Source organism: Bradyrhizobium sp. S3.12.5, from assembly GCF_040548225.1.
GTDB classification, from domain to species: Bacteria; Pseudomonadota; Alphaproteobacteria; order Rhizobiales; family Xanthobacteraceae; genus Bradyrhizobium; species Bradyrhizobium cytisi.
In genome coordinates, this window is sequence record NZ_JBEPRF010000020.1 from 1 (window position 1) to 25,425 (window position 25,425).

25 protein-coding genes are annotated in these 25,425 nt (G+C 58.8%); 12 read left to right on the forward strand and 13 right to left on the reverse strand.

The window, feature by feature from the left end; translation table 11 throughout:
- Nucleotides 1-226: 226 nt before the first annotated feature.
- Nucleotides 227-862 (reverse strand): response regulator, encoded by a 636-nt coding sequence (locus ABIC09_RS26670; RefSeq protein WP_354111196.1) that lies wholly within the window; start codon nucleotides 860-862, stop codon nucleotides 227-229.
- A gap of 638 nt (nucleotides 863-1,500) precedes the next feature.
- Here ABIC09_RS26670 and ABIC09_RS26675 point away from each other — a divergent pair.
- A complete protein-coding gene (locus ABIC09_RS26675) occupies nucleotides 1,501-2,019 on the forward strand; it encodes a DUF1269 domain-containing protein (protein ID WP_354084968.1) in 519 nt (172 codons plus the stop codon).
- A gap of 30 nt (nucleotides 2,020-2,049) precedes the next feature.
- Nucleotides 2,050-2,235, forward strand: coding sequence for a hypothetical protein (locus ABIC09_RS26680; protein ID WP_354084967.1), 186 nt, complete (start codon nucleotides 2,050-2,052; stop codon nucleotides 2,233-2,235).
- Between the two features lie 217 nt (nucleotides 2,236-2,452).
- Here ABIC09_RS26680 and ABIC09_RS26685 read toward each other — a convergent pair whose 3' ends face one another.
- The 5 genes from ABIC09_RS26685 to coxB form a co-directional block, all read right to left on the reverse strand.
- Nucleotides 2,453-3,172: a carbonic anhydrase gene (locus ABIC09_RS26685; RefSeq protein WP_354111106.1), complete on the reverse strand. Its 720-nt coding sequence runs from the start codon at nucleotides 3,170-3,172 to the stop codon at nucleotides 2,453-2,455.
- A gap of 94 nt (nucleotides 3,173-3,266) precedes the next feature.
- Nucleotides 3,267-4,619, reverse strand: coding sequence for a metal-dependent hydrolase family protein (locus tag ABIC09_RS26690; RefSeq protein WP_354111107.1), 1,353 nt, complete (start codon nucleotides 4,617-4,619; stop codon nucleotides 3,267-3,269).
- A gap of 495 nt (nucleotides 4,620-5,114) precedes the next feature.
- Nucleotides 5,115-5,348, reverse strand: coding sequence for a hypothetical protein (locus ABIC09_RS26695; RefSeq protein WP_354111108.1), 234 nt, complete (start codon nucleotides 5,346-5,348; stop codon nucleotides 5,115-5,117).
- Nucleotides 5,349-5,856: 508 nt separating this feature from the next.
- The gene (gene ctaD, locus ABIC09_RS26700) at nucleotides 5,857-8,397 is read right to left on the reverse strand and encodes a cytochrome c oxidase subunit I (protein ID WP_354111109.1); all 2,541 of its coding nucleotides are present in this window, start codon (nucleotides 8,395-8,397) and stop codon (nucleotides 5,857-5,859) included.
- Nucleotides 8,394-9,083: a cytochrome c oxidase subunit II gene (gene coxB / locus ABIC09_RS26705; protein WP_354111110.1), complete on the reverse strand. Its 690-nt coding sequence runs from the start codon at nucleotides 9,081-9,083 to the stop codon at nucleotides 8,394-8,396. The genes ctaD and coxB overlap by 4 nt, the downstream gene beginning before the upstream one ends.
- A gap of 99 nt (nucleotides 9,084-9,182) precedes the next feature.
- On the opposite strand from coxB, the gene ABIC09_RS26710 reads away from it, so the two are divergent.
- On the forward strand, nucleotides 9,183-9,650 hold the full coding sequence (locus ABIC09_RS26710) for a DUF2231 domain-containing protein (protein WP_354111197.1): 468 nt from the start codon (nucleotides 9,183-9,185) through the stop codon (nucleotides 9,648-9,650).
- Here ABIC09_RS26710 and ABIC09_RS26715 read toward each other — a convergent pair.
- Both ABIC09_RS26715 and ABIC09_RS26720 read right to left on the reverse strand, forming a co-directional pair.
- Entirely contained in the window at nucleotides 9,614-10,159 is a 546-nt protein-coding gene (locus tag ABIC09_RS26715) for a HemJ family protein (protein ID WP_354111111.1), read from the reverse strand. The two genes, ABIC09_RS26710 and ABIC09_RS26715, sit on opposite strands and share 37 nt — an antisense overlap.
- A complete protein-coding gene (locus ABIC09_RS26720; protein ID WP_354111112.1) occupies nucleotides 10,123-10,845 on the reverse strand; it encodes a cytochrome c oxidase assembly protein in 723 nt (240 codons plus the stop codon). Before ABIC09_RS26720 ends, ABIC09_RS26715 begins: the two co-directional genes overlap by 37 nt.
- Before the next feature lie 202 nt (nucleotides 10,846-11,047).
- Between ABIC09_RS26720 and ABIC09_RS26725 the strand changes: the two genes are divergently transcribed.
- Nucleotides 11,048-12,457, forward strand: a complete 1,410-nt coding sequence (locus ABIC09_RS26725; RefSeq protein WP_354111113.1) for a ferredoxin reductase family protein — start codon at nucleotides 11,048-11,050, stop codon at nucleotides 12,455-12,457.
- A gap of 189 nt (nucleotides 12,458-12,646) precedes the next feature.
- The gene (locus tag ABIC09_RS26730; protein WP_354111198.1) at nucleotides 12,647-14,089 is read left to right on the forward strand and encodes a GntP family permease; all 1,443 of its coding nucleotides are present in this window, start codon (nucleotides 12,647-12,649) and stop codon (nucleotides 14,087-14,089) included.
- A 140-nt stretch (nucleotides 14,090-14,229) separates the two neighbouring features.
- Here ABIC09_RS26730 and ABIC09_RS26735 read toward each other — a convergent pair whose 3' ends face one another.
- From ABIC09_RS26735 to ABIC09_RS26745, 3 genes are all read right to left on the reverse strand, one after another.
- Nucleotides 14,230-15,255, reverse strand: coding sequence for a helix-turn-helix domain-containing protein (locus ABIC09_RS26735; protein ID WP_354111114.1), 1,026 nt, complete (start codon nucleotides 15,253-15,255; stop codon nucleotides 14,230-14,232).
- Between the two features lie 472 nt (nucleotides 15,256-15,727).
- Nucleotides 15,728-16,351: a response regulator gene (locus ABIC09_RS26740; protein ID WP_354084958.1), complete on the reverse strand. Its 624-nt coding sequence runs from the start codon at nucleotides 16,349-16,351 to the stop codon at nucleotides 15,728-15,730.
- Between the two features lie 35 nt (nucleotides 16,352-16,386).
- Nucleotides 16,387-17,634, reverse strand: coding sequence for a sensor histidine kinase (locus tag ABIC09_RS26745; protein WP_354111115.1), 1,248 nt, complete (start codon nucleotides 17,632-17,634; stop codon nucleotides 16,387-16,389).
- Nucleotides 17,635-18,099: 465 nt separating this feature from the next.
- On the opposite strand from ABIC09_RS26745, the gene ABIC09_RS26750 reads away from it, so the two are divergent.
- The 4 genes from ABIC09_RS26750 (at nucleotide 18,100) to ABIC09_RS26765 (ending at nucleotide 20,515) form a co-directional block, all read left to right on the forward strand.
- Nucleotides 18,100-18,552 (forward strand): universal stress protein, encoded by a 453-nt coding sequence (locus ABIC09_RS26750; RefSeq protein WP_354111116.1) that lies wholly within the window; start codon nucleotides 18,100-18,102, stop codon nucleotides 18,550-18,552.
- 515 nt (nucleotides 18,553-19,067) lie between these two features.
- Complete coding sequence (locus ABIC09_RS26755) at nucleotides 19,068-19,250, forward strand: helix-turn-helix domain-containing protein (RefSeq protein WP_354111117.1); 183 nt, start codon at nucleotides 19,068-19,070, stop codon at nucleotides 19,248-19,250.
- Nucleotides 19,251-19,584: 334 nt separating this feature from the next.
- A complete protein-coding gene (locus ABIC09_RS26760; RefSeq protein ID WP_354111118.1) occupies nucleotides 19,585-20,094 on the forward strand; it encodes a hypothetical protein in 510 nt (169 codons plus the stop codon).
- Between the two features lie 220 nt (nucleotides 20,095-20,314).
- Nucleotides 20,315-20,515 carry a hypothetical protein gene (locus ABIC09_RS26765; RefSeq protein WP_354111119.1) on the forward strand — a complete coding sequence of 67 codons (201 nt, stop codon included), beginning with the start codon at nucleotides 20,315-20,317 and terminating at the stop codon, nucleotides 20,513-20,515.
- Between the two features lie 355 nt (nucleotides 20,516-20,870).
- Here the strand turns inward: ABIC09_RS26765 and ABIC09_RS26770 are convergent, their stop codons facing one another.
- Together ABIC09_RS26770 and ABIC09_RS26775 are read right to left on the reverse strand one after the other, a co-directional pair.
- Entirely contained in the window at nucleotides 20,871-21,410 is a 540-nt protein-coding gene (locus ABIC09_RS26770; RefSeq protein WP_354111199.1) for an amidohydrolase family protein, read from the reverse strand.
- Between the two features lie 33 nt (nucleotides 21,411-21,443).
- Nucleotides 21,444-22,145 carry an IclR family transcriptional regulator gene (locus ABIC09_RS26775; RefSeq protein WP_354111120.1) on the reverse strand — a complete coding sequence of 234 codons (702 nt, stop codon included), beginning with the start codon at nucleotides 22,143-22,145 and terminating at the stop codon, nucleotides 21,444-21,446.
- A gap of 77 nt (nucleotides 22,146-22,222) precedes the next feature.
- On the opposite strand from ABIC09_RS26775, the gene ABIC09_RS26780 reads away from it, so the two are divergent.
- From ABIC09_RS26780 to ABIC09_RS26790, 3 genes are all read left to right on the forward strand, one after another.
- Nucleotides 22,223-23,275 carry a hydroxymethylglutaryl-CoA lyase gene (locus ABIC09_RS26780; protein WP_354111121.1) on the forward strand — a complete coding sequence of 351 codons (1,053 nt, stop codon included), beginning with the start codon at nucleotides 22,223-22,225 and terminating at the stop codon, nucleotides 23,273-23,275.
- On the forward strand, nucleotides 23,272-24,525 hold the full coding sequence (locus tag ABIC09_RS26785) for a CaiB/BaiF CoA transferase family protein (RefSeq protein WP_354111122.1): 1,254 nt from the start codon (nucleotides 23,272-23,274) through the stop codon (nucleotides 24,523-24,525). Before ABIC09_RS26780 ends, ABIC09_RS26785 begins: the two co-directional genes overlap by 4 nt.
- Before the next feature lie 90 nt (nucleotides 24,526-24,615).
- Nucleotides 24,616-25,404, forward strand: a complete 789-nt coding sequence (locus ABIC09_RS26790) for an ABC transporter ATP-binding protein (RefSeq protein WP_354111123.1) — start codon at nucleotides 24,616-24,618, stop codon at nucleotides 25,402-25,404.
- The last annotated feature ends 21 nt before the right edge of the window (nucleotides 25,405-25,425 follow it).

A 25,425-nucleotide genomic window follows, 5' to 3' on the forward strand; every position in this document is an offset into this window, starting at 1 on the left:
TGCCCGCCGGCCTCCCGTCCCGGCGGGTAGCTTGAATCACCAAAACGCTGATTTGTGAATCCCCAACGATTCAGTCAGATGGGCTAACGCTCTAGATGCGCGGCCGATGATGCCACCGCAAAGGCAGATCGGCACGAAGCCAAGATATTTGAGGACGTCAGGCGTGAGGTGTCCCAGAAGCTTGACCCCGAAGAGCGCGTGCCGGCCAATCGTTACTTCGTCGCCCCTAAGGGCTGACCAGCTTCTTGCGAACAGCATAGCGGATCAGCTCTGCCGTCGACGACATGCCGAGCTTGCGCATCGCAGCGGCGCGGTGGGTCTCAACCGTCTTCACGCTGACCTTCAGGATCGTGCTGATCGATCTGTTGGTGTGGCCCTCCGCGATGAGCTGGACAATTCCCTGCTCACGTGAAGTCAGCACCCTGTCCGGCTTGTTGCGCTTGCTGACCTGGTAATCGTGGAGGAGCGTTTCGAGCAGGGTGTTGGTGAAGTAAGGTCTGCCATCGAGCAGCGCTTCAATTGCGGAGATCAGATGCTTTTTGGCGTCTGACTTGAAGAGCAGGCCGCGAACGCCGGCGAGGACAGCTTCGGTCAAGAAGTCCTCATTCTCATGCATTGTCAGAATAAGGACTTCGGTTTGCAGCCCAAGCGCCTTGAGTCGGCGGCTGACCTCGAGTCCGTTGATCAGGGGCATCGAATAATCAGCGATGACGATGTCCGGCCGCAATTCCGATGTCATCGTAACGGCTTCTTCGCCGTTAGTTGCTTCTCCGCTGACGGCCCAGTCAGAGCGCATCTCAATGATGGCTCGGAGCCCAGAACGCACAACCTCATGATCATCTGCGATCAAGATGCGTTTCACAGCGTCGTTCCCGTTTGCGGCGCTCCCGATCTGCCCGGTCATGATGGAAGCAACCGGCGGCGCAATCATCCGATTGTACCCGCCGCGCATCAAAGAGCTATCCTGCAAAACCCTTATGTTCGCTCGCGGTCTACCCCAAAAGGCAAAAAACCTCGGGGCTCTCGCGCAAACCGGACGAATTGCGGAGCCGACGTTAAGCGCATTTTCTTTGAACCGCAACTTGGCATAGCCGGGGGCTTGGACAGGCGCTTTCGCAATGGGGTATTCTTGGGGGCTCGCAAAGATCATCGAGGCGAGGCTGCCGGTCAATAGCGTTTCCGCGCATGATCCTCGGCACGCGGACTAGCAAATGATCTCCTGCAATATCCCGTTGCTGTAGCTCAGCGAGTATTCCTATCCTCAGCTCGGGGTTTCTTCCGATAGGGCAGGTGGAGGCGGGATGCTACGGTTCTTGCAGATAGGTCGTCTGACGGAGCGGATACAGAGTGCCGCAGCTGGAGATGATTTGGTGACGAGGTGCCATCTGCCGGGCTTCCGGCCGTTTAGCGCAGCCCTCCTTCAAGAACTGGCGGCGACCGGCGCGATCAATGCGTTCATTATCGTCGAGCGTTACCAACGTCGATAAATGGGAGTTCTAGATGTCCGATCTGGTCGTCATTGTATATCCGTCTGAGGCAAAGGCAGAGGAAGTCCGCCAGCGCTTGCTGTCCCTGCAAAAAGAGTACCTGATCAGCATCAATGATGCGGTGATCGCGGTTAAGGGGGCGGATGGCAGTGTGAAGCTCAACCAGCTGGTCAATACGACCGCGATCGGCGTGGCTCGTGGGAGCCTTTGGGGCTTGCTGATCGGAATGGTTTTTCTGAACCCATTGATTGGTGTGGCGGTCGGTGCTGCGTCGGGAGCACTCGGGGGAGCATTGGCCGATTTCGGTATCAATGACGCCTTCATGAAGGAGGTTTCTGGAAAGATCGATACCGGGAGCGCAGCCTTGTTCTTGTTGATCAAGAACATGACTGCGGACAAGGTTCTGCGAGAAATTCAGGACGCAGGTGGGGTGGTCCTGAAGACGTCCCTGGACGACACCAAGGAACAGAAGTTGCGGGACGCGCTCGCCAAGGCGGCAGCAAGCCCACCCGAAATGCCGCCGTCGGCCTAGAACGAGTTCGCTCAAACGGGGGAGGCATTGTTGTCGCTACTTCTGAAAAAGCTGGCTGGTGTCGGGCTGTTGGTGATTGGCCTGCTCTTACTGGCCACCGGGCTGACGTTTTCATACCGCGATTTGACGGTGCTGGGGGCGGTGCTTCTGGTCGCGGGCGCAGCCTTGCTCGTTCTCAAAATCATCCGGCGAAATCGATCCCTGTCAAACACGTGACGGATCGTCGAGCGCATTGCACTCCTGGAAGATCGGAACCAGCGCGTTGATTCACCGTCTCTGGTTCGTCCGGAATAGTTCGTGTCGCTTCGCGGCCGCGAGCCGTGACACATTCAATCCGGCTGCTCGACGCCTCGCGAGCCACTTTTTCAATCGGCATGCGATGCATCCCGATTGAAGGCATTGTTCAGAAGAATGCGAACGTCGTGCTGACGACCTATATCAACGCTACCTTGCCAGTAGCCAAGTCATAGACACCGCCAACCACACGCAACTGGTTTTTCGCAACGAGTTCTGTCAGGATCGGGCTCGCGTTCACCAGGCGTTTGACATTGTAACGGACATTCGCAATTGTTGCCTGCTCGACAAGATCGGTGCCAGCTTTCTTGACCGCTGGTTCAATTCCCGGCTTCATCGCAGTGACGAGCCCTGCGATATGGCCGGGCAGGTGATTGCCCTTCTGCAGGGCTTCCACGGTGGCCTTCACCGCACCGCACTCGGTGTGTCCCAGCACCATGATGAGCTTCGTTCCCAGAACCGCCGAGCCGAATTCAAGGCTGCCGAGGCCTTCATTTGTCACGAAGTTGCCGGCGACGCGGACCACGAAGAGATTACCTGGCCGTTGGTCAAAGGCCAGTTCCGGCGCAACGCGGGAGTCTGCGCACCCAAGGATCGAGGCGAAAGGGGCCTGCCCGCTCGCGGTGTTGGCCCGGTTCGCCGAGAAATCACGCTCGTTCGGCTGGTTTGCAGCGTAGCGAGCGTTACCATCCACCAGCAGCTTCAACGCCGTGTCCGGCGTATCGGCGGCGCGCACCGGCTGAGCCTGAGCCGCGGGCGGAAGCAATGAGCCGCCGATCAGGGAGATCCCGGCCAATGCCAGGCTGCCTTGCATTAGCCGACGCCGTCCGATGGCTGTATTCGCACATGCATCACACATACCCCTGCTCCTCCAAGATAAAGCAACCTTTGCCTGTCAAGCCGTCAACACGCGTTACAGCTCTGGATCAGAGCCGACGCGGCACAACCTTCGGTCATTTTGGGACGATATTCTTGTAAATGACCCCGTCCTTCATGATCACGATGAACTTGTTCGCGGGGTCCGCTACGAGACGGATGTCCTCCAGTGGATTGCCATCAACGAGCAGGACATCCGCCAGTGCTCCCTGCTCAATAACCCCCAGCTTGCCCGGATAGGGATTGCGTAGGCCTGACAGGGTAAGCAGCTCTCCGTTCGTCGAGGTTGCCATGATCAGCGCTTCAGCCGGCGTGAACCAGCGCGTCAGATCGACGATTCCCTGGCCCTGACGCTCGGCAAGCGCCTTCGAAAACAGGATGTCGGTGCCGAATGCAGTCTTGATCTTATACTTCTTGACGAAATTGTAGACCTGATTGGTCCCGTTCACGACCTGCATCATCTGTTGCTGTTGTGCGGGCGGAAGAACCGCAGCGCCGCCCAGATCGGTGAACGGTTGCGTGCTCAGCCAGATGCCTTTCTCCGCCATGAGGCGGGCGGTTGCTTCGTCCATCAGATGGCCATGTTCGATGACTTTCACGCCCGCTGCTATCGAACGCTGAATCGAGGCTGACGTGTAAGCGTGGGTGGCTACGTAGGTACCCCAATTGGAGGCCGCCTCGACGGCCGCTTTGAGTTCATCGTCAGTAAACGTGGTCACGTCGAGCGGACTGAAGGGGGACGCTACGCCTCCGCCGGCCGTCAGCTTGACCTGCGAGGCGCCCTGCATGAGCTGTTCCCGCGCTCGCTTCCGAACCTCGTCGGGGCTGTCCGCAATGATGCTTCCGCCGATCTCTTCGGCACGACTGAGGGGACCGCCGGGTGTTCTCGGCAAATCGACGAGTTCGCGGAAATCTCCGTGGCCTCCGGTGATTGTGATTATAGCGCCCGAAGGATAGATGCGCGGACCCGGGAGCACTCCCTCGTCAATCGCCCGTTTGAGGGAAAAGGTTGGGCCACCCATGTCCCGGACTGTCGTAAAGCCGCGCATAAGTGTTGCGGTTGCTTCCGCGCCGGCCAGGAGGGTGGTGTAGCCCAAATCGCTGGAGAGCAATTGAGCTGGCGTGGGCCGGACCAACATCGCATGCCAGTGCATGTCGCTGAGGCCGGGCATCAGGACGCGGCCGCCTCCGGGAATGATTTGGGTATCCGCTCGCCGATCGGCTGGGATCTGGTCTGTGGTAATGCGCTCAATGATGTTGCCGCGAACCAGGACGTTCGACGGAGCAGAAAGGGATGGGTTCTTCCCGTCAAAGATACGGACATTCTCGAAGATAGTGACTGCGGATCGCTCCTGCGCCCGCGCCCCATCGAGGGACGGGGCCGAATACGCCAGGCAGACGGCGCTTGCGCAGATCAGTTTTCGCAACATTTTCTCGCCCTCATCAAATCAGCCGCAGCGCTTTAACCGTCCTAGCCACGGATGGCTCATAGAAGGGTAACGCCCTGCAAACCTCGTTCTATCCGGCGAAACCCTGGGCGCACGTGCGGGGCATCCCTATCCGCGGCTCAGGTAAAATGCCGTCGGCTCGAAGCACGCCAACAGACATTCCGCGGCAGCCGTGCATGCGGAGAATCGAGTGGGCGAAAATGATCAACAGCAGGTACCCGACCGAGGAGGCTCGAGAATCGTGCGTAAGGTGGACCGTTCCTGAGCTCACGGGATCAATGTGATCGTCGATCCAGCGGTTAATCGCGTGCGGCGCAATGGCGCCACTAACGTCACCTGATTTCCGCGATCGAGGCCTTGTTTGACGGCAGGCCCTAGTCATGCGCTCCGCAAGAAACTGGTCGCGTCCTGAACCGCGTTGACCGGCTAGCGGTTTCGACCTGCGCGCGGCGCATCCTTGCGGAGCATTTCCCGCGTCTATGGCTCCGAACGATCCTTCTTGGTCTCGGTAACGGCCCGAGTTAACTGGGCCAAGAAATCGTCTGCAGCGGGAAGGCTCAGTTGCACATAAACCTGCTCCAAATCCGCATGCCCAGGCAACGCCACGTACATTATCAAATCCACGTTTTCACCGTGGGCCATCGCCGAGATATGGTCTACATGCGGGAGCAGATATGGCGAGTCGCCTTCGATCCTGATTTCAGTCGGCACTTACACCTCCTGTTGCCCGTGGTTTATGTCCACCGTATCGAGCGCGATACTTTCATCAGGATATAATACCCGCAATACGAAAACACTCGCGACGTGTCCTGGATGGCGAGGAAGTGAATGCAGAAGACCACCCCTCACATTAGCGGACACGCAAGAAAGCGAATCCAGGCCTGTTAGATGCACGCAGTGAGCAACAGCGCTGGAGCGAAGGTAACGACGGTCGCGACGAGCGAGGCGATGAGCGTCCCGAGGACGGCCCAATGTAGAAACGCTCCGGTCGGACCGACATCAGAATTAGAGCCCGCGTGGCCAGTTGCGCGCCACATCCAGCCCAGTACGAACAAATGTGCGAGGAGAGCGACGGCAAGCCATGACCGCAACGAGCCCGTCGACCAGGCAAACGCGCAGCCGATACCGTGTATCGCGTAGAGAGTAACCAGCGCACTGCACCAGACGGCAAAGCCCGCCGCCAGCCACCACAATCGCCCTGGTGATATCGGCCGCTCGATCACGGTCGAGCCCCCAATACCGTCACGAGTGCGGGCAGTGCGAGAACGAGCCCCATTGCAATGGCTCCCGTAACGCAGGTGTAGTCCAGCCATAATCGCGTCAGCCGCAGATCCAGCACGCGCCGCGGCGAAATGAAGCCGGCACGGAGGCGCAGGGTGTTGCTGACAAGGAAGAGAAGGCCGACACCGGCATGTAAAATGACATAGCCAATCAGGGCTGCTGCAGTCGCTCCGAGCGCATGCTCGCGCGGATGAGGCACAATATCGGCAATCTGCCCGACGGCTGCGGCGATGGCTGCGAGGAGGGCCAGCACGGCAAGACCAATCCAGCCGCTCGCTGGGCTGCCGGTGGTGGCCGCTCGCAGCGATCCACGTGACGCCGCAGCGGCTGCCGCGAGCGCCGCGACGGCGCCGATGGCGAGCGTACGGCTTGGCTCGGGTGTGACCGCCGCGGTCCAATTCGGCGCAGAGATCCAGAGATAGAAAGTTCCGAACAGCAGCGATGTAAACAACGTGCCATCGGCGACCAGCGTGCAGATCAACGCCAGCCACGACGGCGCGTCGGCCACCTCGGTATGCGGCGGCACACTGACACCGCGGCCGACAGGTAGCGGACCGTAGTCTCGGGCGAGACCGGCGCTCTGCCCGGCGTACACGAACAAGCCGGCGGTCACGAGCGCAAAGGCAAGCGACAGCAGATAGAATTTGAACAGCATGGCCAGAACCGCGGCGGCGGTCACGAGTGCGGTGTAAAGCGGAAGATAGGTCGGGCTCGGCAACACGATCAGTTGGTCCGGCACGCCGGATGTCTTATGCACGCCCAGCGTCTCCTGCCATCCGTTGCGTGCGAAGCCGAGATAGCCTTCGCCGCGCGCCAGTGACAGCGCGAGATCGCTTGCCGCGGTCGAATCGGCTCGAGTTGCGCCAAAATCCGGGATCGACGCGAATGCATATGGCGCCGGCGGGATCGGCATCGCCCATTCCAGCGTCGTCGACTCCCAGGGGTTGCGCCGCACACGCTTCCCGTAACGCAGCTGGACAAACAGGTCGATTACCACCAGCGCAAAGCCGATCGTCATGATGAAGCCGCCGATCGAAGATAGCAGATTGAGCCAATTCCAGCCTTCGTCGCCGGAATAAGTATAGATTCGACGGGGCATGCCGCGGAGTCCGGTCAGGTGCATCATAAAGAAAGTCATGTTGAATCCAATGAAGACCAGCCAGAACGCCGGTACCGAAAGTCGATGCACGGCGGTGCGACCGGTCAGCAATGGCATCCAGTAGTAGAACGCTGCAAGCATCGGGAAGGCGAGCGCGCCGGCCACCACGTAATGCATGTGGGCGACGACGAAATAAGTATCGTGGGCCTGCCAGTCGAACGGAACCATGGCGAGCATGACTCCGGTCAGGCCGCCCATCACGAAGATGAAGAAGAAGCCGAACACATAGAGCATCGGCACGTCCCAGCGCGGCCGACCGTGCGCCAGTGTGGCAAGCCAGGCGAAGACCTGCACCGCTGTTGGGACCGCGACGATCGCCGAACCTGCGGAGAAAAAGGCGAGCGCGAGGTGCGGAATGCCGACGGTAAACATGTGGTGCACCCAGATGCCAAAGCTCAGAAAGGCGAGCGCGATGATAGCAACGACAATCGCCCGATAGCCGACCAGCGGCCGGTTCGCAAAGACAGGGATGATCGTCGATAGCACGCCGGCCATCGGCAGAAATATGATATAAACATCGGGATGGCCGAACAGCCAGAACAGATGTTGCCATAGTAGCGCATCCCCACCACGCGTCGGGTCGAAGAATGGCAGACCGAAGGCGCGTTCCACTTCAAGCAGGATCGAGCCGAGGATCAGTGGCGGAAAGGCGACGATCATCATCATCGCCGTCACCAGGATGTACCAGGCGAATATCGGCATCCGGTCGAGCGACATGCCAGGCGCGCGCATCTTCAAGATCGAGACCACGATTTCCATCGCAAGCGACAGCGCGGAGATCTCAACGAAGGTTACACCAAGCAACCATACGTCCGAATTTATGCCGGGCGTAAAGACGTTCGAACTCAGCGGCGTGTACATGAACCAGCCGCTATTGGGAGCGACTCCAGCGACCAACGCTACCGTCAGGATGGTGCCCCCGAACAGGTAACACCAGTAGCCATAGGCCGTCAGTCGCGGGAAGGCGAAGTCTCGGGTGCCAAGAATCTTCGGCATCAGATAAACTGCAAAGCTCTCCACCATGGGAATGGCGAACAGGAACAACATCATTGACCCATGCATGGTGAAAACCTGGTTGTAGGTCTCCGGAGCCATGAATGGGGAGTTGGGAGTCGCGAGTTGAACCCGTGTCAGCATCCCGAGCACGCCGGCGATAGCAAAGAACACGAAAGACGTGATCATCATCCGCATGCCGATGATGGAATGGTTGACGGCAGCAAGGCGTTGAAGCCCTGACCCCGTTGCCCAGATCGCGGAGAGCTGGCGATGCAGCTGCAATGCCGGTGTGCCCTGCGACAGAGGGCCGATGGGTTCACTCATTTCTTCTCGGACCCTTCTGCAGCGGCCGCCCGCGCAAGTGCTGCGGAGAACTCCTCCGGGCGATCGACGATGACATCGAAGCGCATCCCTGCGTGACCGAGGCCGCAAAATTCGTTGCACTGGCCGGCGTACCGGCCGGGTTGATCGGCCTGAATGCGCAGGCGGTTCACGTGCCCCGGCACCGCGTCGATTTTGCCGGCAAAGCGGGGAATCCAGAACGCATGGATAACGTCCAGGCTGGAAACCAGGATGTCGATTGGTGTGCCGGCGGGCACATGCAAGACGTTCCGCGTCTCCACTCCACCATGATCGGGATAGCGGAACGTCCAGATCCACTGGCGCGCCACGGCTTCTATCCGTGGCGGCGTGTGTCCGGGTAACGGCAGGAGACTCTCGCCGGCGATCAAGGCATAGGCGACAAGCGGTATCAGCACGACGCCCGGCAGAACCAACCCGCCGAGCACCAGCCAGCGTCCTGGCGATACACCCGCGCCCCAGCCTGGACGCCAGATCACGAGCAGGAAGAGCGTCATCACCAGCGCAAAGAGAACGCTCGCGCCGGTCAGCATCACCCACCAGAGCGTGGCGATCGAAGCGCCAGCCGGTCCCGAGGGATCCAGCGTCGATAGCGAGCCCGTGCAGCCGGAGAGGGTTGGCAGCATTCCGAGTTGGACAGACAGCCGCATTAGATTACGATCCGAGCCCGAACGATGTTGTTTCCACCGTGAAGGAAGCGAACGATGACAGAGCGAGACGATTTCACGACCCAGCCTCACAGTGCGGTCATGCTGGATTTGCTTCGGCTGGATGTTGGATCCGCGGTGGCATTGGTCGGGCACCCGATCCACGTCATGATGGTGCATTTCCCGATCGCATTCGTGATCGCGACGCTCGGTGTCGACGTATTCTATTGGTGGTCGGGAGATGCCTTCTGGGTGCGCGTCGGCCTTTGGTCGACGGGCATGGCTTTCTGGAGCGGCGTGGCCGCTAGCATCGTCGGCACCGGAGAATTGTTGCTGGTGCGCGGTATCCGGCTTCTTGAAGCGAGCTGGTCCCATGCCGTGGCGGCAATGACTCTCGTCGCGATCGCCGGAGCCAATTGGGGGCTGCGTCTCGTCGATACCCAATCGATCTTGCCGCATGGCCTTGCTCTCTCGGCTCTTGCATCGGTGATGGTCGGCTTTGCCGGCTGGCACGGGGGCAAGCTCGTGTTCGATCATGGTGTCGGCATTCTGGTCTCGCCGAGGAATTGATGCACCCAACGCCCGAGTCCGCCAGGCTCGAACAGATGTGCGGCGATCTGGTTGGAATCAATGTGCGGCTTGGCCAGCACGATCCAGAGAATTGCGGCGATCAACGCAATGTAAGCGCTCATGAGTGACACGTAGGAGAGCTTGGTGAACTTTCCTTGGGGCAAGAACAACTGCATGAGGATCAGGCCGGCGACGACGTGCAGCATCGCCATGATTCCCACCAACACCATCTTCAGCGAAAACCATTCCGCGAAGGTCGCCTGCAGGAAGATCAGTGCCGTTCCACTGCCGATGGCGACAAATGCCGCAGGGGAGGCCAGCTCGACATAGACCAGCCGCGTGACGCGGTGCAACCGGTCGAGATCCAGGCCGGCCTCAAGCGTCCGGCGTTGCCAAAACAGGAAAGGCAGTGCGATCAAGCCGCCTGACCAGAGCGCGATCGCACCTAGATGCACGAATTTCAAGAAGGTTGTCACAGGGCCGGTTCGCTCGATCTCAAGCTGGACCACGCAATCCAGACTCCTACACCCAGATAAGGCAGCATCGCAGGGACCCACATCAGGAGGCCCGCCAGTTGTTGATCCGCAAGCGGCGCGAGCCCCCAACTTGCCGTGCTCGCCAGATGTACGAGATAGAGCGGCCTGGGCGCGAAAACGATCAGCGCACCGAGAAGGCCCATCTGTCCGATGGTACCTAGCAACGCAATGAGCGCGGGACCGGATGGCGACGGCACCAGGATCGCCCGCCACAATAACCAGGCACTTCCGAGAAGCGTAATCTGCATCAGCCAATAGGCCGGCACGCTGGCAAGGCCCCAAGTATAGAGCCCCGGGGTGTGCCAGAGCCAGAGGGTGACCGCGTGTGCAGCGACGAGCACGACGATTGGCAACGAGCCCGCTCGCCGTTGCGGAAAAGCCAGAGCCAGAAGCGGCGCTACTGCGGCGATCAGCAGCACATGGTGCAGTATCCGGACTGAAAACAACGCGGACGACATCGCGCAGAGCGGCGAGACAAAGATGAGCAGCATCAACCCGATCGCCCCGAAACCAGCTCGGACGTCGGAGGATCGACCGCGGCCAACCACGATCGCCAAGGCAACAAGCATGGCAATTAGCAACGGATCCAGGTTCCAGCGCGTCCAGAGGTCGTCCGGAAGTGCGGCGGGGCCACAATAGGCGATCATGGAGTCCGGCATGGCACCCCGGGGAATGAGGGTTCGCTGCCGCGAACAATGCTCATTCAAGATGAGGAACTTAGCAGATCGGAACGAGAGAGAAAAGCAGAGTGCTCGTCGGCGAGTCGGACATGCCGCAATGCGAGAGACCGGACACATCGTTCAAGTCGTTCGAACCGACATCTTACCGGCGAAGACCCGATCCGAAAATCAGTAGTTGTCCTTGAACGATCGGCTGTTGTTCCCGAGGGGATATCCGCTGGCCGTGATGGTAAAGTTCGAACGCGATCGCGTCGAAGGGGATGGATTCATGCAGCTTCTCTACGGCCTGCGCGGGGCTGTCTGGCTCCTTGTCTATCTGCTGTTCATTCTCGCTCCCTTGTTCGCGCTCCTGGCGGGCTCGCATCCCCCGTCGCGCGATTTTTGGACGGAGCTTTCGGTCGCTTTCGGCTATTCCGGCCTTGCGATGATGGGTCTGCAGTTCGGCCTCACCGCGCGCTTCCGCTACGTCACCGAACCGTGGGGCGAAGACGTCATCTATCATTTTCATCGTCAGATATCGCTCGTTGCGGCGGGTCTGGTCGTTGCGCATCCGATCATTCTCGTCGCGGTTCAGCCGCAGTTGCTTGCGCCGTCCAATATGCTTGAAGCGCCGTTGACCGCTCACTTCGCTCTCGTATCGATTGCCTGTGTGATCGCGCTGGTCGTAACGGCCCTTTGGCGTGTGTCATTAAAGATTTCGTACGAGAAATGGCATCTTATCCATGTCGTGCTGGCGGTCGTCGCCATCATTGCCGGCATTGTGCACATGGTCGGCTCGAGCTTCTACCTCGTTGATCCCTGGAAACGGTCGCTGTGGATCGGCCTGACGGTCTTTTGGATCGGATTGCTGTTCTATGTGCGCATCGTCAAGCCGCTCTTCATGCTGCGTCGGCCGTATCGCGTTGCGGAAGTACGCAAGGAACGCGGTGACACCTTTACATTGGTGATGCGGCCGGACAGGCACCCTGGCTTTCGGTTCAGTCCGGGCCAATTCGGGTGGTTGACGCTGTGGGAGAGCCCGTTCGCCATTACGGCGCATCCGTTTTCATTCTCCTCCAGCGCCGAGGCGGCGGATGGGTGCGTCGAGATGACGATCAGAAACCTGGGAGATTTTACCGGCAATATACACAAAGTTCCCGCCGGTCAGCGCGTGTATCTCGACGGACCCTACGGCGCATTCACGATCGGCAACCCGGCGGACATGCACGTGCTTGTCGCCGGCGGCATCGGCGTAACACCAATGATGAGCATGATACGCACGCTTGCCGACCGGGAGGACCCCCGCCCCGTCGTCTTACTCTACGGTGTTCAGGACTGGGAATCGATCACCTTTAGGGAGGAGTTCGAAGAGCTGAAGGTGCGACTCAGGCTGACAGTCGTCTACGTGCTTTCAAGGCCACCAGATGGCTGGACCGGCGAAACCGGTTTTATCAATGCGGAAATGTTCAAGCGTTATTTGACACCGCCATATGCCGATCATGAATATTTTATCTGTGGGCCAAACATCATGATGGATGCGATCGAAAAAGCGCTCGGCGAGATGAACGTGCCGATGTCGAAGTATCATTCTGAACGCTACAGCTTCGTGTAGGGGGATTCCCAATGCGCCGTTTGTTTGCAGACCGGTTGGTCCTGGCCACGGGGGTGATCGTGATCATGACGTCGATCTTGTTCGCGCTCTTGCGCATTGCGGGGTAAGGCCAAAGCACGACGCGATTGGCAGCGCATTGGCGAGTGGATTTTCCTCTGTTTTGAAAGCAGGATCATGAGCGCTCACGCGATCGAACTTCTGGGCATTTCGGCCGCTCTCGGCTTACTCATCATCCTCGCCTTTCGGGGCTTCACACTGCTGTTGGCGGCGCCCGCAGCGGCGATGCTGGCGGCTGCTTTTTCGGGAGAGCCGCTGCTCGCCAAATGGACGTTGACGTTCATGCAAGGCACAGCGGGTTTTATCCGGAATTTCTTTCCGCTGTTCCTGCTGGGCGGCGTGTTTGGCAAACTCATGGATGATAGCGGCGCGGCGCTTTCCATCGCTCGCGCCATAACCGCTTGGCTGGGCGAAAGCCGTGCGATCATGGCAGTCGTGTTGGCCTGTGCCGTGCTCACCTACGGCGGCGTCAGCCTGTTCGTCGTAGCCTTCGCCGTATTCCCCGTGGCGAGCGCGCTATTCCGGCAGGCGAAGGTGCCGCATCGATTGATCCCGCCCGCAATCGCGCTTGGGGCCTTTACCTTCACGATGACGGCTTTGCCCGGTACCCCGGCGATCCAGAACGCTATCCCCATGGCGTATTTCGGCACAACGCTCTTTGCGGCGCCTGGTCTCGGCATCCTGGCCTCCGCGATCATCCTGGGCTTCGGACTTTGGTGGTTGCGCGTGATGGAGCGACGCGCGCGAAGCGCAGGTGAGGGCTATGACGCCGAGGCTCACATACCTGCCGACGAACACTTCGTGCGCTCGCGAGCCGCAAGCGCCGACAATTTTGACCCTGGCGAATTGAATCACGGCTATCGAAGCGAGCTGTTGCCCTCTTTTGCGCTCGCGGCGACGCCAATCGTCATCGTGCTGGCGGTCAATCTTGTCATGAGCATGGTGGTGCTACCGCGAATATATACGGGCTTTCTGGCTGAGCCGCGGTTCGGCGAAACCTCACTCTCCGCGGTGAGCGGGGTCTGGTCCGTCGTGACGGCGCTGGCCTTCGCCTCACTGATTCTTGTGCTGATCTTGCGCAAAAATTTGCCGGAGCTGCGGGCAACTCTCGATGCTGGCGCCAATGCCTCCGTGCTGCCGGCACTCAACACGGCCAGCCTGGTGGGCTTCGGTGCCGTGGTTGCGGCGTTGCCCGCTTTTACCGTAGTTCGCGACGGATTTCTCGCGGTGCCCGGTGGCCCGCTCGTGTCGATTGCAGTCGCTGCCAATGTGATGGGTGGAATCACCGGCTCGGCTTCGGGGGGATTGATCATTACGCTGAACGCGCTGGGTGAAACCTACGCCCATCTCGCCGCGGCGATCGGCATCGCGCCTGAGCTAATGCATCGCGTCGCCGCCATCAGCTCAGGTGCGCTTGCCATGCTCCCGCATAATGGCGCGGTCGTCACTCTGCTGGCGATCTGCGACGCGACACAACGCGGAAGCTACCGCGAGATCATGGTGGTGGGATTGGTGGGGCCGTTGATCGCGTTGACGGCTGTCATTGCGCTCGGGAAGCTATTTGGGGCGTTTTAGACGATCCCTCTGAGTGTCTCAGGCGCGCCTAAGTAGACCAAGAGGAAAATACCCAGGTGGCGGCATTCACTGCATCGTAATCGGGAATGGCGAGACGTCGGGCTCTCGCGCGCACCTCGACCGTGCTGCCGACGTCATGACTATCTTTGTTCGGTTTGGACCGGTGGTGTCGGATGTAGAAGATCCGAGCCAGCACTGGGTTGAGCAGGGTGCTTCTCAACGGATGGAGAATGTCCGAAATGGGAACTATAAGCCCTCGAGAAACTGGAATAGCCTTCATAGCCGATCCGTCGTGCGACTTCGCTGATCGACAATTGTCCGTCTTGTAGCATCAGACGCGCTTCCTCCATGCGAAGCAAATGACCATAGACGTGGGGTGTCGCGCCAAATACCTCGCGAAATCCTTCTGTGAGGTCATTTCGATTCAGGCCGACGCGCATCGCGAGTTGCTCGATCGTGGGAGCATTGAATATTTCCCTTCGATAAATCGTCGCTGCCGCTTCGATCGCCACTCTTTTGCTCTGGCTGGCAGGCGGGCGACGCATTTGCGGGACCCAACCATTGATCTGCGCTACGACCTCGCAAATGATTTCGATCGCTTTTGCATTCAAATAGAGATGTCTCAATGGCTCATGGTGTTTCCAGGATAATATTTGGTCCGCCGCTACCATGACGTCGGGATTTGCCGGCAGCGTGAGGGCTGACGGACTCCCGGCTCCGGAATTGAATATCGGTCGATAGACAGCCGGGACGCGATCGACATTCAGCTTGAAATGATCGATGAGATATTCGCGCTTACACGCAATCAGAACGCCACGCAGCTTTGCTCCTGCCGTCGTATCCGAGAATGACAAGGGTGCATTGGTGATATCGATCGTTGCCGGTTTCACTGGGGCGACATGATCATCGATCCAGCGATTATACGTTCCGCCAACTGAAATCTGAATGCAAACGTAGTCCGGCCGCGTTATCCTGAGGCTATAGGTTGTGCCCGCCTCAAAGTGCATCACGTGGAGGAATGTGGCGTCGTCAACGCGGCGATATCCATGCTCTTTGGTCTTGAAGAGATTTTCGGTCGGGCCCAGCATCTCGCTGCTACGGACAAAGTTACGCCCGCGAAGCTGATCCTCAATGACTCTGAAATCGATATCCAGGGACCTGTGCATGCAACGGTGCCGCCTACTGATCGCCAACAGCCACTAGATCAGCCAGATTGTCCAAACACCCATTTGCTACCTTATCGTGCTACCTTGCGCACTTCAATTGCCATCGCGATCACGATTGTTCCCAGCCTGTTTTGGTCCAATCGGGCGCCCGCCTGATCGCCGAGAAGGCCAGTTGCGCCAATAACTTGCGGGAATCTTTCAACGCTAAGCAACGCGAAGATGGCATTCCCTCGACGCGTCGCTGAACCATCAGCTACCCGGCTGGGAACATGACGCCTGCAGACGGCGCAACCCGGTTGAACCTGCGTTGCCCGGCCGAGGGTATCCGCCCATCGCGGCCTATTACGGCAAGCTCGCTGCGACTTCCTCCCTTGGAGGGCTGATCACCTGAACATGAAGAGTCCCGATGTGAGGTACGGCATCACAATGCCGTACCTCACATGGGCTCGTTCGACTTATGCCGACCGAGCGATCAAGCGTCGATCAGTTGAGCCCGGATCGCGTATCGAACGAGACCTGCAACCGAATTTACATTCAGCTTACGCATAGCCGCTGCCCGATGCGTTTCGGTCGTTTTCACGCTGACGTTCAGGATGGAGCTGATGCCCTTGTTGCCGTAACCCTCCGCCACCAACTTGACCACGAGCTGTTCTCGCGGCGAGAGTATCTGAAATTCTTCTTCGGCCGGGCCATCGTTCCATTTGCTCGAAAGTGTGCCATTGAAGAACGGCTTGTGTGCCAAGAGCGAGGCAACGGCGGTCAACAGCAACTTGTTCGCATCCGATTTAGCCAGGAATGCCCGGGCACCCGCTTCAAAGGCTTGCCGTGCGAGCAAATTGGAGTTGTAAGCCGTGAAAATGAGAACTTCAGTCTGAAGCGACGCCTCCCTGATCCGCCGCGCAACTTCTATTCCGGTCATGCCGGGGAGAGAGAAGTCGACGATGGCGAGATGAGGCTCGATCTTGATCACTGCAGCCAGCGCGTTGCGCCCGTCACTCGCTTCAGCAACGACTTGCCAGTCGGCATGTTGTTCCAGGACCGCTCGTAGCCCGGATCGGACAGCCGTATGATCGTCAGCGATAAGAATCTGCTTCATGGTCTGAACTCGAGCTCATTACGCGCACAGTCTGCCTAGTCTGGCGCCGAGCGAATTGCCCCGCTCTGCATGTTCGGCGACCGGACCTTTATTTCAGTTCTTGGCCGAGCTCCGATGGCTGTCGCGACAGTTGGCTGGTTGAGTTTTCGTCGTTTGTAATGGTACGGGACAATCGCACACAACGTGGTACCAGGAAGTCGCCGTCCCGGTGCAGACCATATCTCAAGCCGCCCGCCCATCTGCTGAAGTCTCGCTCTCATCGCGGGAATTCCGACGCCGAGCGATGCGGAGGTGCCGTCTGGCGCCCGGCCGGCGATTCCGCACCCATTGTCGCTGATCCGCAACTCAAAATGGTTGTCTGCTATCTTACCCGATATCTCGACCTCCGTCGCTCTTGCATGACGGAAGACGTTGGTGAGAGCCTCCTGAACGATCCGCAACAACGAGTGCTGGCCCTTGTAAGGTAGTCTGTCGATCTCAGGTGAGATTTTGGTTCTGACTTTCAGCGCGGTTCGAGCACTGAATCCCCTGGCATATTGCTCGATAGAAACCTTCAATCCATCGACCGTCAGATTGCGGGGATGCAACAGGTAGGCAAAGGCCCTTATTTCCTTGAGCGCGAAATCGATGGATGTGTCGATGTCGTCGAAAAGCCGCTCTACCATGGCTGGGTCGCCTAAGGCAGTCCGGACCCTCATCATGCTGAGACTGGCAGCGATCAGGTACTGACACGTCGAATCGTGGAGATCGGATGCTATGCGCTGTTGAATATCCTCCTGAATATGGACCAGCCTTGTGTTGACGCGTCCATCGATGTCAGGCCTCGATTCAGTGAGGCTTCCGGATGAGTAGCTGCTTACGTCTCGATGGCTTCCAAGCAACTTGGTGACGCTGCCCGCATCTGGATCGAAAACCGGAGTAGCGACCGTCTCAAAATCGCGCAGGGATCCGCCAAACGCGAGGCGATGTCTGACATAAACCTGACGGCCCTCGCCGAGGCAGGTACGAAAGGCTTTACAGATGGGTCGAGCATCTTCCGCGCCGAGACAGTCGGAGACGGGCGTCCCGCTGACGACGTCCGACGGAATGCCAAGGACAGCTCTCAGAGCCGGGTTTATGGTCTCGTACAGGAATGTTCTTCCGCGCAATACGCGCACGGCAAAGAGGTAATCGGTAGTAATCGTCCAATATCTCTGCTCGTCGCCTTGTTCGGAGCCAATTGCGGGACGCTTCTGGAAATCGGTCCGAACGGATGGAGCTCCCCTGGCGAGATGTTGCCTCAAGACACGTTCTCTCTGTGTTCAGGGGCTTGCAACATCGCAATCCCATCTGACGAAAGTGGTCTCTCTTCCATTCGCGTAAGCCGTAGTGCTTGAAAGACGGTCGGCGTCGCCGCGTAACGCAGAATCTGCGGCACGGTCGGATAGTCGAACATAACTGATCACGATTTGCACGTGCCGTGTGCGAGATTGCACTATCTCCATGAGACTTTGCCATACAGTCACGAGGGCGATGCCAGGCACGCCAGCGATCCAAACGCGATATCGATGCAGTATTCGCCGCTCCCGGTCTTTGCGCCACACGTCCTGGCCGCGCGCTTCCCTCGTCACGGGAGTATCGGTCCGCCCAAGGCCGTGATCGTGACCTCGGGCTTGAAATGAAAGCGGATAGACCGAGGATGTGGATCGGACCATATTGGTGAAGATCACTTTTTGGGAAAAATGTTCGACAAGCAAGGGAGGCACCGAATGTACGCCAACATTCTCTTGAGTACGGATGGATCGGATGTCGCGAAAAAAGGCGTTGAGCACGGGCTCGCCTTAGCCAAAGCGCTGAACGCCAAAGCAACAATCATCACCGTAACGGAGCAGATGTTCATCGACTATGGAAGCGGACACGCGTCGGGGTACATACCCTCGCAGGAAGAGATGGATAGGTACGACGCATCTCACAAAGGACGCGCGGGCAAAGTGCTTAAAGAGGCGCTGTCTATGGCGGAGCAGATCGGGATTACTGCAGTGCTCTTGCACGTTCCGAATGCGCACGCGGCTACTGCGATTGTCGAGACAGCAAAGTCCAGAGGCTGCGACTTAATCGTCATGTCCTCTCATGGGCGCCGCGGTCTCAGGAAGCTGTTTTTGGGGAGCCAAACATCTGAGGTGTTGGCGAACGGAAGCGTGCCGGTGTTGGTAGTGCACTAAGGAAGGTCCGCGACTTCTCTTGCGAAAATGCCGCCCAATCTACGCTTGCCCGGAGCAATCCTAGCCAACTCGAAGATGGATAAGTACTTTGCAAACCGCCGGGGTGCGATTGGGAGCAACGAAGGGAGGCATTTTCTGGTGCGGAGGCCGACGTGCTGTGAAATGAAAACCAGCTAAGCTATTGAGACGCTGGTGAACAGCGGCGAACGCTTGAGGAATTTGCTGCCGACATTAGCAGATTAGCCTCGTCGCGATGCCTCACTGAGCCAGGCGCTTTCGCGAAAAAGGTCCTCGCTGCCCTGGGTGTCCCGAAATACTCAAACCGCCGCTGACGTGCGCTGTCATACGCGTGCGCCCTCGGCTGTTCGCATTGACGTTGCTCATCGCACAAAGTCTTGTCCTGTCGAGCTTTGTGCGAATAGGAGGGCCACGTGAGATACAATCGACGAGAGAAAACTGGCGGACAACAGTCACAAGTCAGTCTGTCCGCTCCGAATGCCACAGAACCGAGCACGATGCCATTCGCCCAGCGGCTCACCTGCACGATTGACGATGCATGCGAAGTGACTGGCTTGGGACGCACGAAACTTTACGAGTTGATAGGAACTGGGCGTATCGTCACGACAACGATCGGACGTCGGCGACTAGTAGTGGTGCGCTCACTTTTGGCGCTCCTTGACACCAACGTGTCGAACTAATCGACGTGCGATTTAAGGGGCAACACCACTTTGAACGCGCATTTCCTCAGGCACTCATTTTGATGACACGACCGTGCTCCCAGCACCGCATCATCAGCACGGCGCTCTTGCCAGAATTCGGCGGCATGGGTATAGGCGCCACGGATTTAATTCGCCTCCTGATGCGGAAGTAGATCGCATCCGCTTGTCACTTGCTGCTTTCGTTAGGGAGCGTTGACGTGGATCGCAGGCTACGCCCTCCAGCCAGCTGAATCCTGGCATTCCTCGTCCATTGGGACAGGTAGAGGGCCCGGAATATAATGGTGCTTCCGGAGTTCGGGGGGATGGTGCGCACGTGTTCGATATCAACAACGCCCGCGATTTCTACCAGAAGCTACTTGACGATTTCGACGACTACATGCCGCGGCCGGACTCAGCCCGGCACGCCATGAACTGCGCCATCACCGCGCATCACATGGCAGACTGGGTGTGGGGCGATTTCGTGAAGGGCGATGCGTCGCTGAAGGCCAAGCTAGGCATCAAGAAGAAAGACGACTTTATGGCTTGGATAGACGGGCAGACGGTCTGGTACGGCCTGGTCCAGTCGATATCCAACGGCAGCAAGCACTTCATCCGCGAGAACGCTAACGGTACTCAGAAGGTGCAAGGCTACGGAATGGGAGGGTTCGGGCAGGGGTCCTACGGCATGTCCTACCTCGCAATCGAAGTAAGCCAGACCGATCCCAAGAACATGGAAGTATCTATGCTGTTCGAGGTTGTCATCCGATTCTGGCGGGATTTTCTGCTGCAGCATGGGCCGTTCAACCCGCTGCCCAAGGGTAAGACCACGCTGTCAGATGAATAGGTGCCACCCGGCATCCTTCAGCATTTCGATCCTAGCCTTCGCCTGACGGATAGCGGCACTATTCTTGATGGTGTCTCTGTGCGCACTCTCAACTATGCCTATCGGCCGCATCTGCTGAGAGAGGCACACGCATCGGACCAGCATATCGAGCCAACTGATGGAGAGTTGCGCCTCAATGCAGCTGTGCTAGTACGCCGACTCTCGAATCGAGGAGCTAAAAGTGGCGAAGAAGGCAAAGAAGACGCCTACGAAGAAGAAACCTGTGCGTCGCGAATACACAAAGGCTGACGTGAAGGAGCTGCGCGCTCATTCGAAAGCGAAGACTCCGGTTGCAAAAATTGCGAAACTCACAAAGCGCTCCGAAGGCTCACTCCGCCAAAAGGCGCTCAAGCTTGGAATCCGGCTCGGTCACCAGCGCTAGATGGCGGCATCATGACGCTCTTCAACAGAGTGTTCTCGACCAGAACCTTGCTGCAGATCATCTGCGTTCTCGTTGTTGTTGTCGCAATGAAGTTGTTGAGCACTCACTATGACTTCAGCTGGGCAGCCGCAGTTGGAGGTTGACTAGAAGAACACCCTGGGAGGCTGAGCAGAAAAGAAGCCCACCTAGAGGCGAGCCATTACGCGGAGTTCAAGCGTACAAAGTAATGGGCCTTCAGAGTCGCAGGGTGCGGCAGAAACTAGTCAAAAATCTAGCGCGGGCGATTTTCCGATATGTGCGGCAGGACTCGAAGCAGCAACAGGCCGTTATGAGCGGCACGGTGGCCCTCCAGCTCTTATTTCGCGAACGAGAAAACATCTGCTGCGTAGACGACCTTGCCGCCCACGACCGTCAGCAGAGACGCCGTGGCGCCAATTTGCTCGACGGGGACGGACATGAAATCCCGATCGAGAATCGCGAAGTCGGCGAGCTTGCCGGTCTCTAACGTGCCGCGCCGCGTCTCGTCGAAGCAGAACCACGCGCTTCCGACCGTGTAGAGGCGCAAGGCGTCTTCGCGGCTGGGTGTTTCGTCCGGGCCGCGTGTCGATAGTCCGCCGACGGTCTTGCCGTCGAGCATCCATTGCAGCGCCACGAACGGATAGGATGCGACCCGATGCGCATCCGTGCCCGCCCCGACATGGACCCCAATGCGCAACGTCGTGGCGATGGGTGGCATGCTGCGCGCAGCTTCGCCGGTCTGCGCCACGATGCGGTCGCCTCCGAGATACATCGCGTCCTGCATGGTCCAACCGACACCAGGGGCTTTCATGCGCGCTCGTCCTTCGTTCTGAAGGCCTCTTTCTTCAGATTCAGCTTCCGCTTCCGCGCCAGGAATCTGATGGGAAAACGCGAACCATGAAAACTAAAGCTATTGGCCGCTGATGGTGCGGCTGAGGATTTTGCCCTTCTGTGTCAGGACTTCAATCATCTTCTTGCAAAATTCCTTTGTGAAGCGATTTCTCGGTCCCGTGACGCCAAGCGCGCCTACGATCTTTTGATGAGAACCAAATACCGGAACGGCAACTGCGGCAGTATCCGGATCGCGTTCCCCTTGCGATATGTAGACGCCGCTTTGCCTAATTTTTTCGTAGAACGGCCCATGGCCATCCGTGTAAGCAACTAGGATCCGCGCGCTTGCGCCACGGTCCAGTGGCAACTCGGCTCCTTCCTCGACGTGAGAGCGTACGATCCGACTTGAATTCACCCTGTAGAGGCAGATGCGTTTGTCGCGGTCACGCACGTAGAACGCGGCTGTTTCGCCCAGTTCGTCAGCGAGTTCTCGCAGAATAGGCCGCACAGAGTCGGCGAGGCTGAAGGCACTCTGATACAGCGCACCCAAGCGCAACAGACTTGGGCCTAGCCGAAATTGTCCGTCATCGTCGCGCCGCAGATAGCCACAGCGATCGAGCGACGCCGCAAGCCGCAGGATAGTGCTGCGATAAAGGCCAGTTCGTTGAGCCAGTTCGGCGAGCGGCATCCTGGGGCGGCCGTCTGCGAACGCCTCCAAAATTGCGAAGGCGCGCTCTACGGACTCCACGCGTTGTTCACCACTTTCGGCCGTTTCCTTCAATGACGTTCACCTTTTAGTCGTTTGCACCTGCGACCGGACTTCACGCGCCACTTGACACGGCATCGGCCGCAGTGCCAATGTCTATCAAACAGAATGGCGTTCTGTACAACAGAAACACGCGGAGCGGGGCCTGGCTGCGAAGTCTGCACCCGCCAGCAAATGAGGAAACCATGGAGAGCAGGTCTAAGGCCATCGATGTGGTTGTCTCCGAAGTGGGGCCGCGCGACGGGCTGCAGAATGTCCAGCGCGTCATGCCGACGGCAATCAAACAGCGATGGGTGGCGGCGCTGGCGGAATCTGGCTTGCAAGAGATCGAGGTCGGTTCTTGCGTCAATCCGAGGCTGCTCCCCCAGATGGCCGATGCGGAAGAGGTGATCCGTGACGCCGTCCGGATCCCTGGACTGACCGTGCTGGCCCTCGCACCCAATTTGAAGGGCGCCCAGCGTGCTTTCGAGGCAGGCACACACAAGCTGACGATGCCGATCTCTGCCTCACGGCAACACAGTCAAGCCAACATCAAAATGACACCGGAAGAGGCCGTTCAGCAGGTGGCGCGTGTCTGCGAACTCCGTGACACTCTGCCCATCGACCGACGTCCGGCAGTCGAAGTTGGACTCTCCACGGCTTTCGGCTGCACGCTCGAAGGTCGAATTTCGGAAGATTATGTGATGAAGCTGGCCAACATGTGTGCGGAGGCGGGCGCCGACTCCGTCGGCCTATCGGACACAGTGGGGGCCGCCAACCCAGCGCAAGTCAAGCGCATGTTCAAAGCATTGCGCCGCGAACTAGGCGGAAAGGCTGGCGGCGGACATTTCCATAACACGCGGGGGCAGGGGCTCGCCAACGTTGTGGCCGCTCTCGACGCTGACGTGGCCACGTTCGACGCATCGCAGGGCGGAATGGGCGGTTGTCCCTATGCACCGGGCGCCTCTGGCAACATTGTCACAGAGGATTTGGTTTTCCTGCTCGAAGCCATGGGGCTTAGGACCGGAATCGATCTCGATCGCCTGATTGCCGCGAGAGCTGTTCTCGCCGCCGGGCTTCCTGGCGAGCCTCTTTATGGCCACGTTCAGGATGCCGGCGTTCCCAAGGGCTTCGTTTGGGCCAAGGATCTAGGAGCGGCTGCGTGAGCGTGGAAGCGTTGCCTCTCGCGGGAATTCGCGTCGTTGAATTCTCTCACATGATCATGGGGCCGAGTTGCGGTCTCATCCTTGGCGATCTCGGCGCTGACGTCGTCAAAATCGAGCCGGTTCTCAAGGGTGATAATACGCGGCGATTGCCCGGTTCGGGTGCGGGCTTCTTTCCCACTTTCAACCGCAATAAGCGTAGTCTTGCGATCGACATTAAGTCGTCCAGGGGCCTCGCTTTCGTCAAAAAGCTCATCTCACGCGCGGATGTCGTTACCGAAAACTTTCGCTCGGGCGCGCTGACACCCCTTGGCCTCGACTATAACAGCCTCAAGGATGCGCATCCGCGTCTGGTCTATTGCTCTCTCAAGGGCTTTCTCAAGGGCCCTTACGAGGGGCGTGCGGCTCTCGATGAGGTCGTGCAAATGATGGGCGGCCTCGCCTATATGACCGGTCCTGTTGGTCGGCCACTGCGGGCCGGAGCCTCCGTGAATGACATGATGGGCGGTATGTTCGCTGTGATCGCTATTATGGCAGCCCTCATGGGGCGGGCGCACACGGGCAAGGGCCAGTTCGTCCGTAGCGGGCTCTTCGAGAACAATGCTTGGCTCGTTGCGCCACACATGGCCCAGAAGGCTGTCACAGGCCAAACACCGAATCCAATGCCCGCGCGGATTTCTTCGTGGGCGGTCTATGATGTGTTCGATACGGCCGATCAACAGCAAATCTTTGTCGGTGTCGTCAGCGACACACAATGGCGTGCATTCTGCGAAGCCTTCCATCAGCCCCAACTTCTTGACGAGCAGAGCCTTGCGACCAACGCACAGCGCGTCGCCAGCCGTGAACTTTTCATACCGAAGCTAAGGACGGTATTCGGCGCCATGACGCGCGCCGAGGCGGCGCAGACCTGCGAGGCCGCCGGGCTTCCTTTCGCGCCCATCAAACGGCCGGATGAACTCTTCGATGATCCGCATCTGGCAGAGCCAGGCGCCATGGTGCCGGTCACATTGGAAAGCGGCTCTACTTTGCCGATTCCGGCGTTGCCGATCGAAATGTCCGGGAAGAGGTTCGGCCGCCGGCTGGATATACCGGCAATCGGCGAGCACTGCGTACAGATCGCGCATGAACTCGGCTACCCCGATTCAGAAATTGACGAGCTATTCGCCGAGGGCGTGCTCTCGGCTCCCTTTGCTGCCGAAGCGCGCCCCCTCAGTGGAACAGGCTCCGGCACCGAGGCGCCGGTATCGGCTTGAAACACAGCAGTGAAGAGAACCCGCGCGGCAGACAGCATTGGCTCGCACGGGTGTCGAGTAAATCATAACAAAATACAACGGGAGAAACACATGCATGGCACAGCTGCCCCCTCGGTTGACCTGCGAAATGTCGCCGTGAAGTTCGGCGGTTTCACCGCCGTCGCCGAAATGAACCTCACGGTAGCTGAGGCAGAATTCGTCGCCGTCGTCGGTCCGACCGGCTGCGGCAAGTCGACGATTCTCAACGTGGTGACAGGACTTTTAAAGGTCGCTGCAGGAGACGTTGCCATCTTCGGCAAACCGCTCGTCGGCCTTAACTCTGACAGCGGCTACATGCTACAGCAGGAGGCAATCCTCCCTTGGAAAACCGCTGAAGACAATGTCGGCCTCGGTCTCATCTTCCAGGGCTGCCGCAAGGAGGAGGCGCGCGAGCGCGGTCGGATCTGGCTAGCCAAGGTTGGTCTGAAGGGCTTCGAGAAGCGCTATCCCCACCAGCTATCTGGGGGGCAACGCAAACGTGTTGCCATGGCCCAGACCCTCATCATGGAACCGAAGATCGTTCTGATGGACGAGCCATTCTCGGCGCTCGACGTCCATACACGTCGATTGATGCATCGTATTCTCCTCGATTTGTGGCAAGCAGACCGTCGCTCATTGATTTTCATCACGCACGATTTGGAAGAAGCGATCGTGCTTGCGGACCGCGTGATCGTCATGTCCGCAGGGCCGGGTAGCCGCGTGGTTGGCGATGTGGAGATCACGTTGCCCCGACCGCGGGACGTATCGCAGCTCACAACGACCGACGAGTTCGTCCAACTCTACCGTCGCATCTGGGACTTGCTAGGAAGCGAAGTGGAGAAGAGCTATGTCCAGCAGTGACGCGCCCCTCCTCGAAACGCC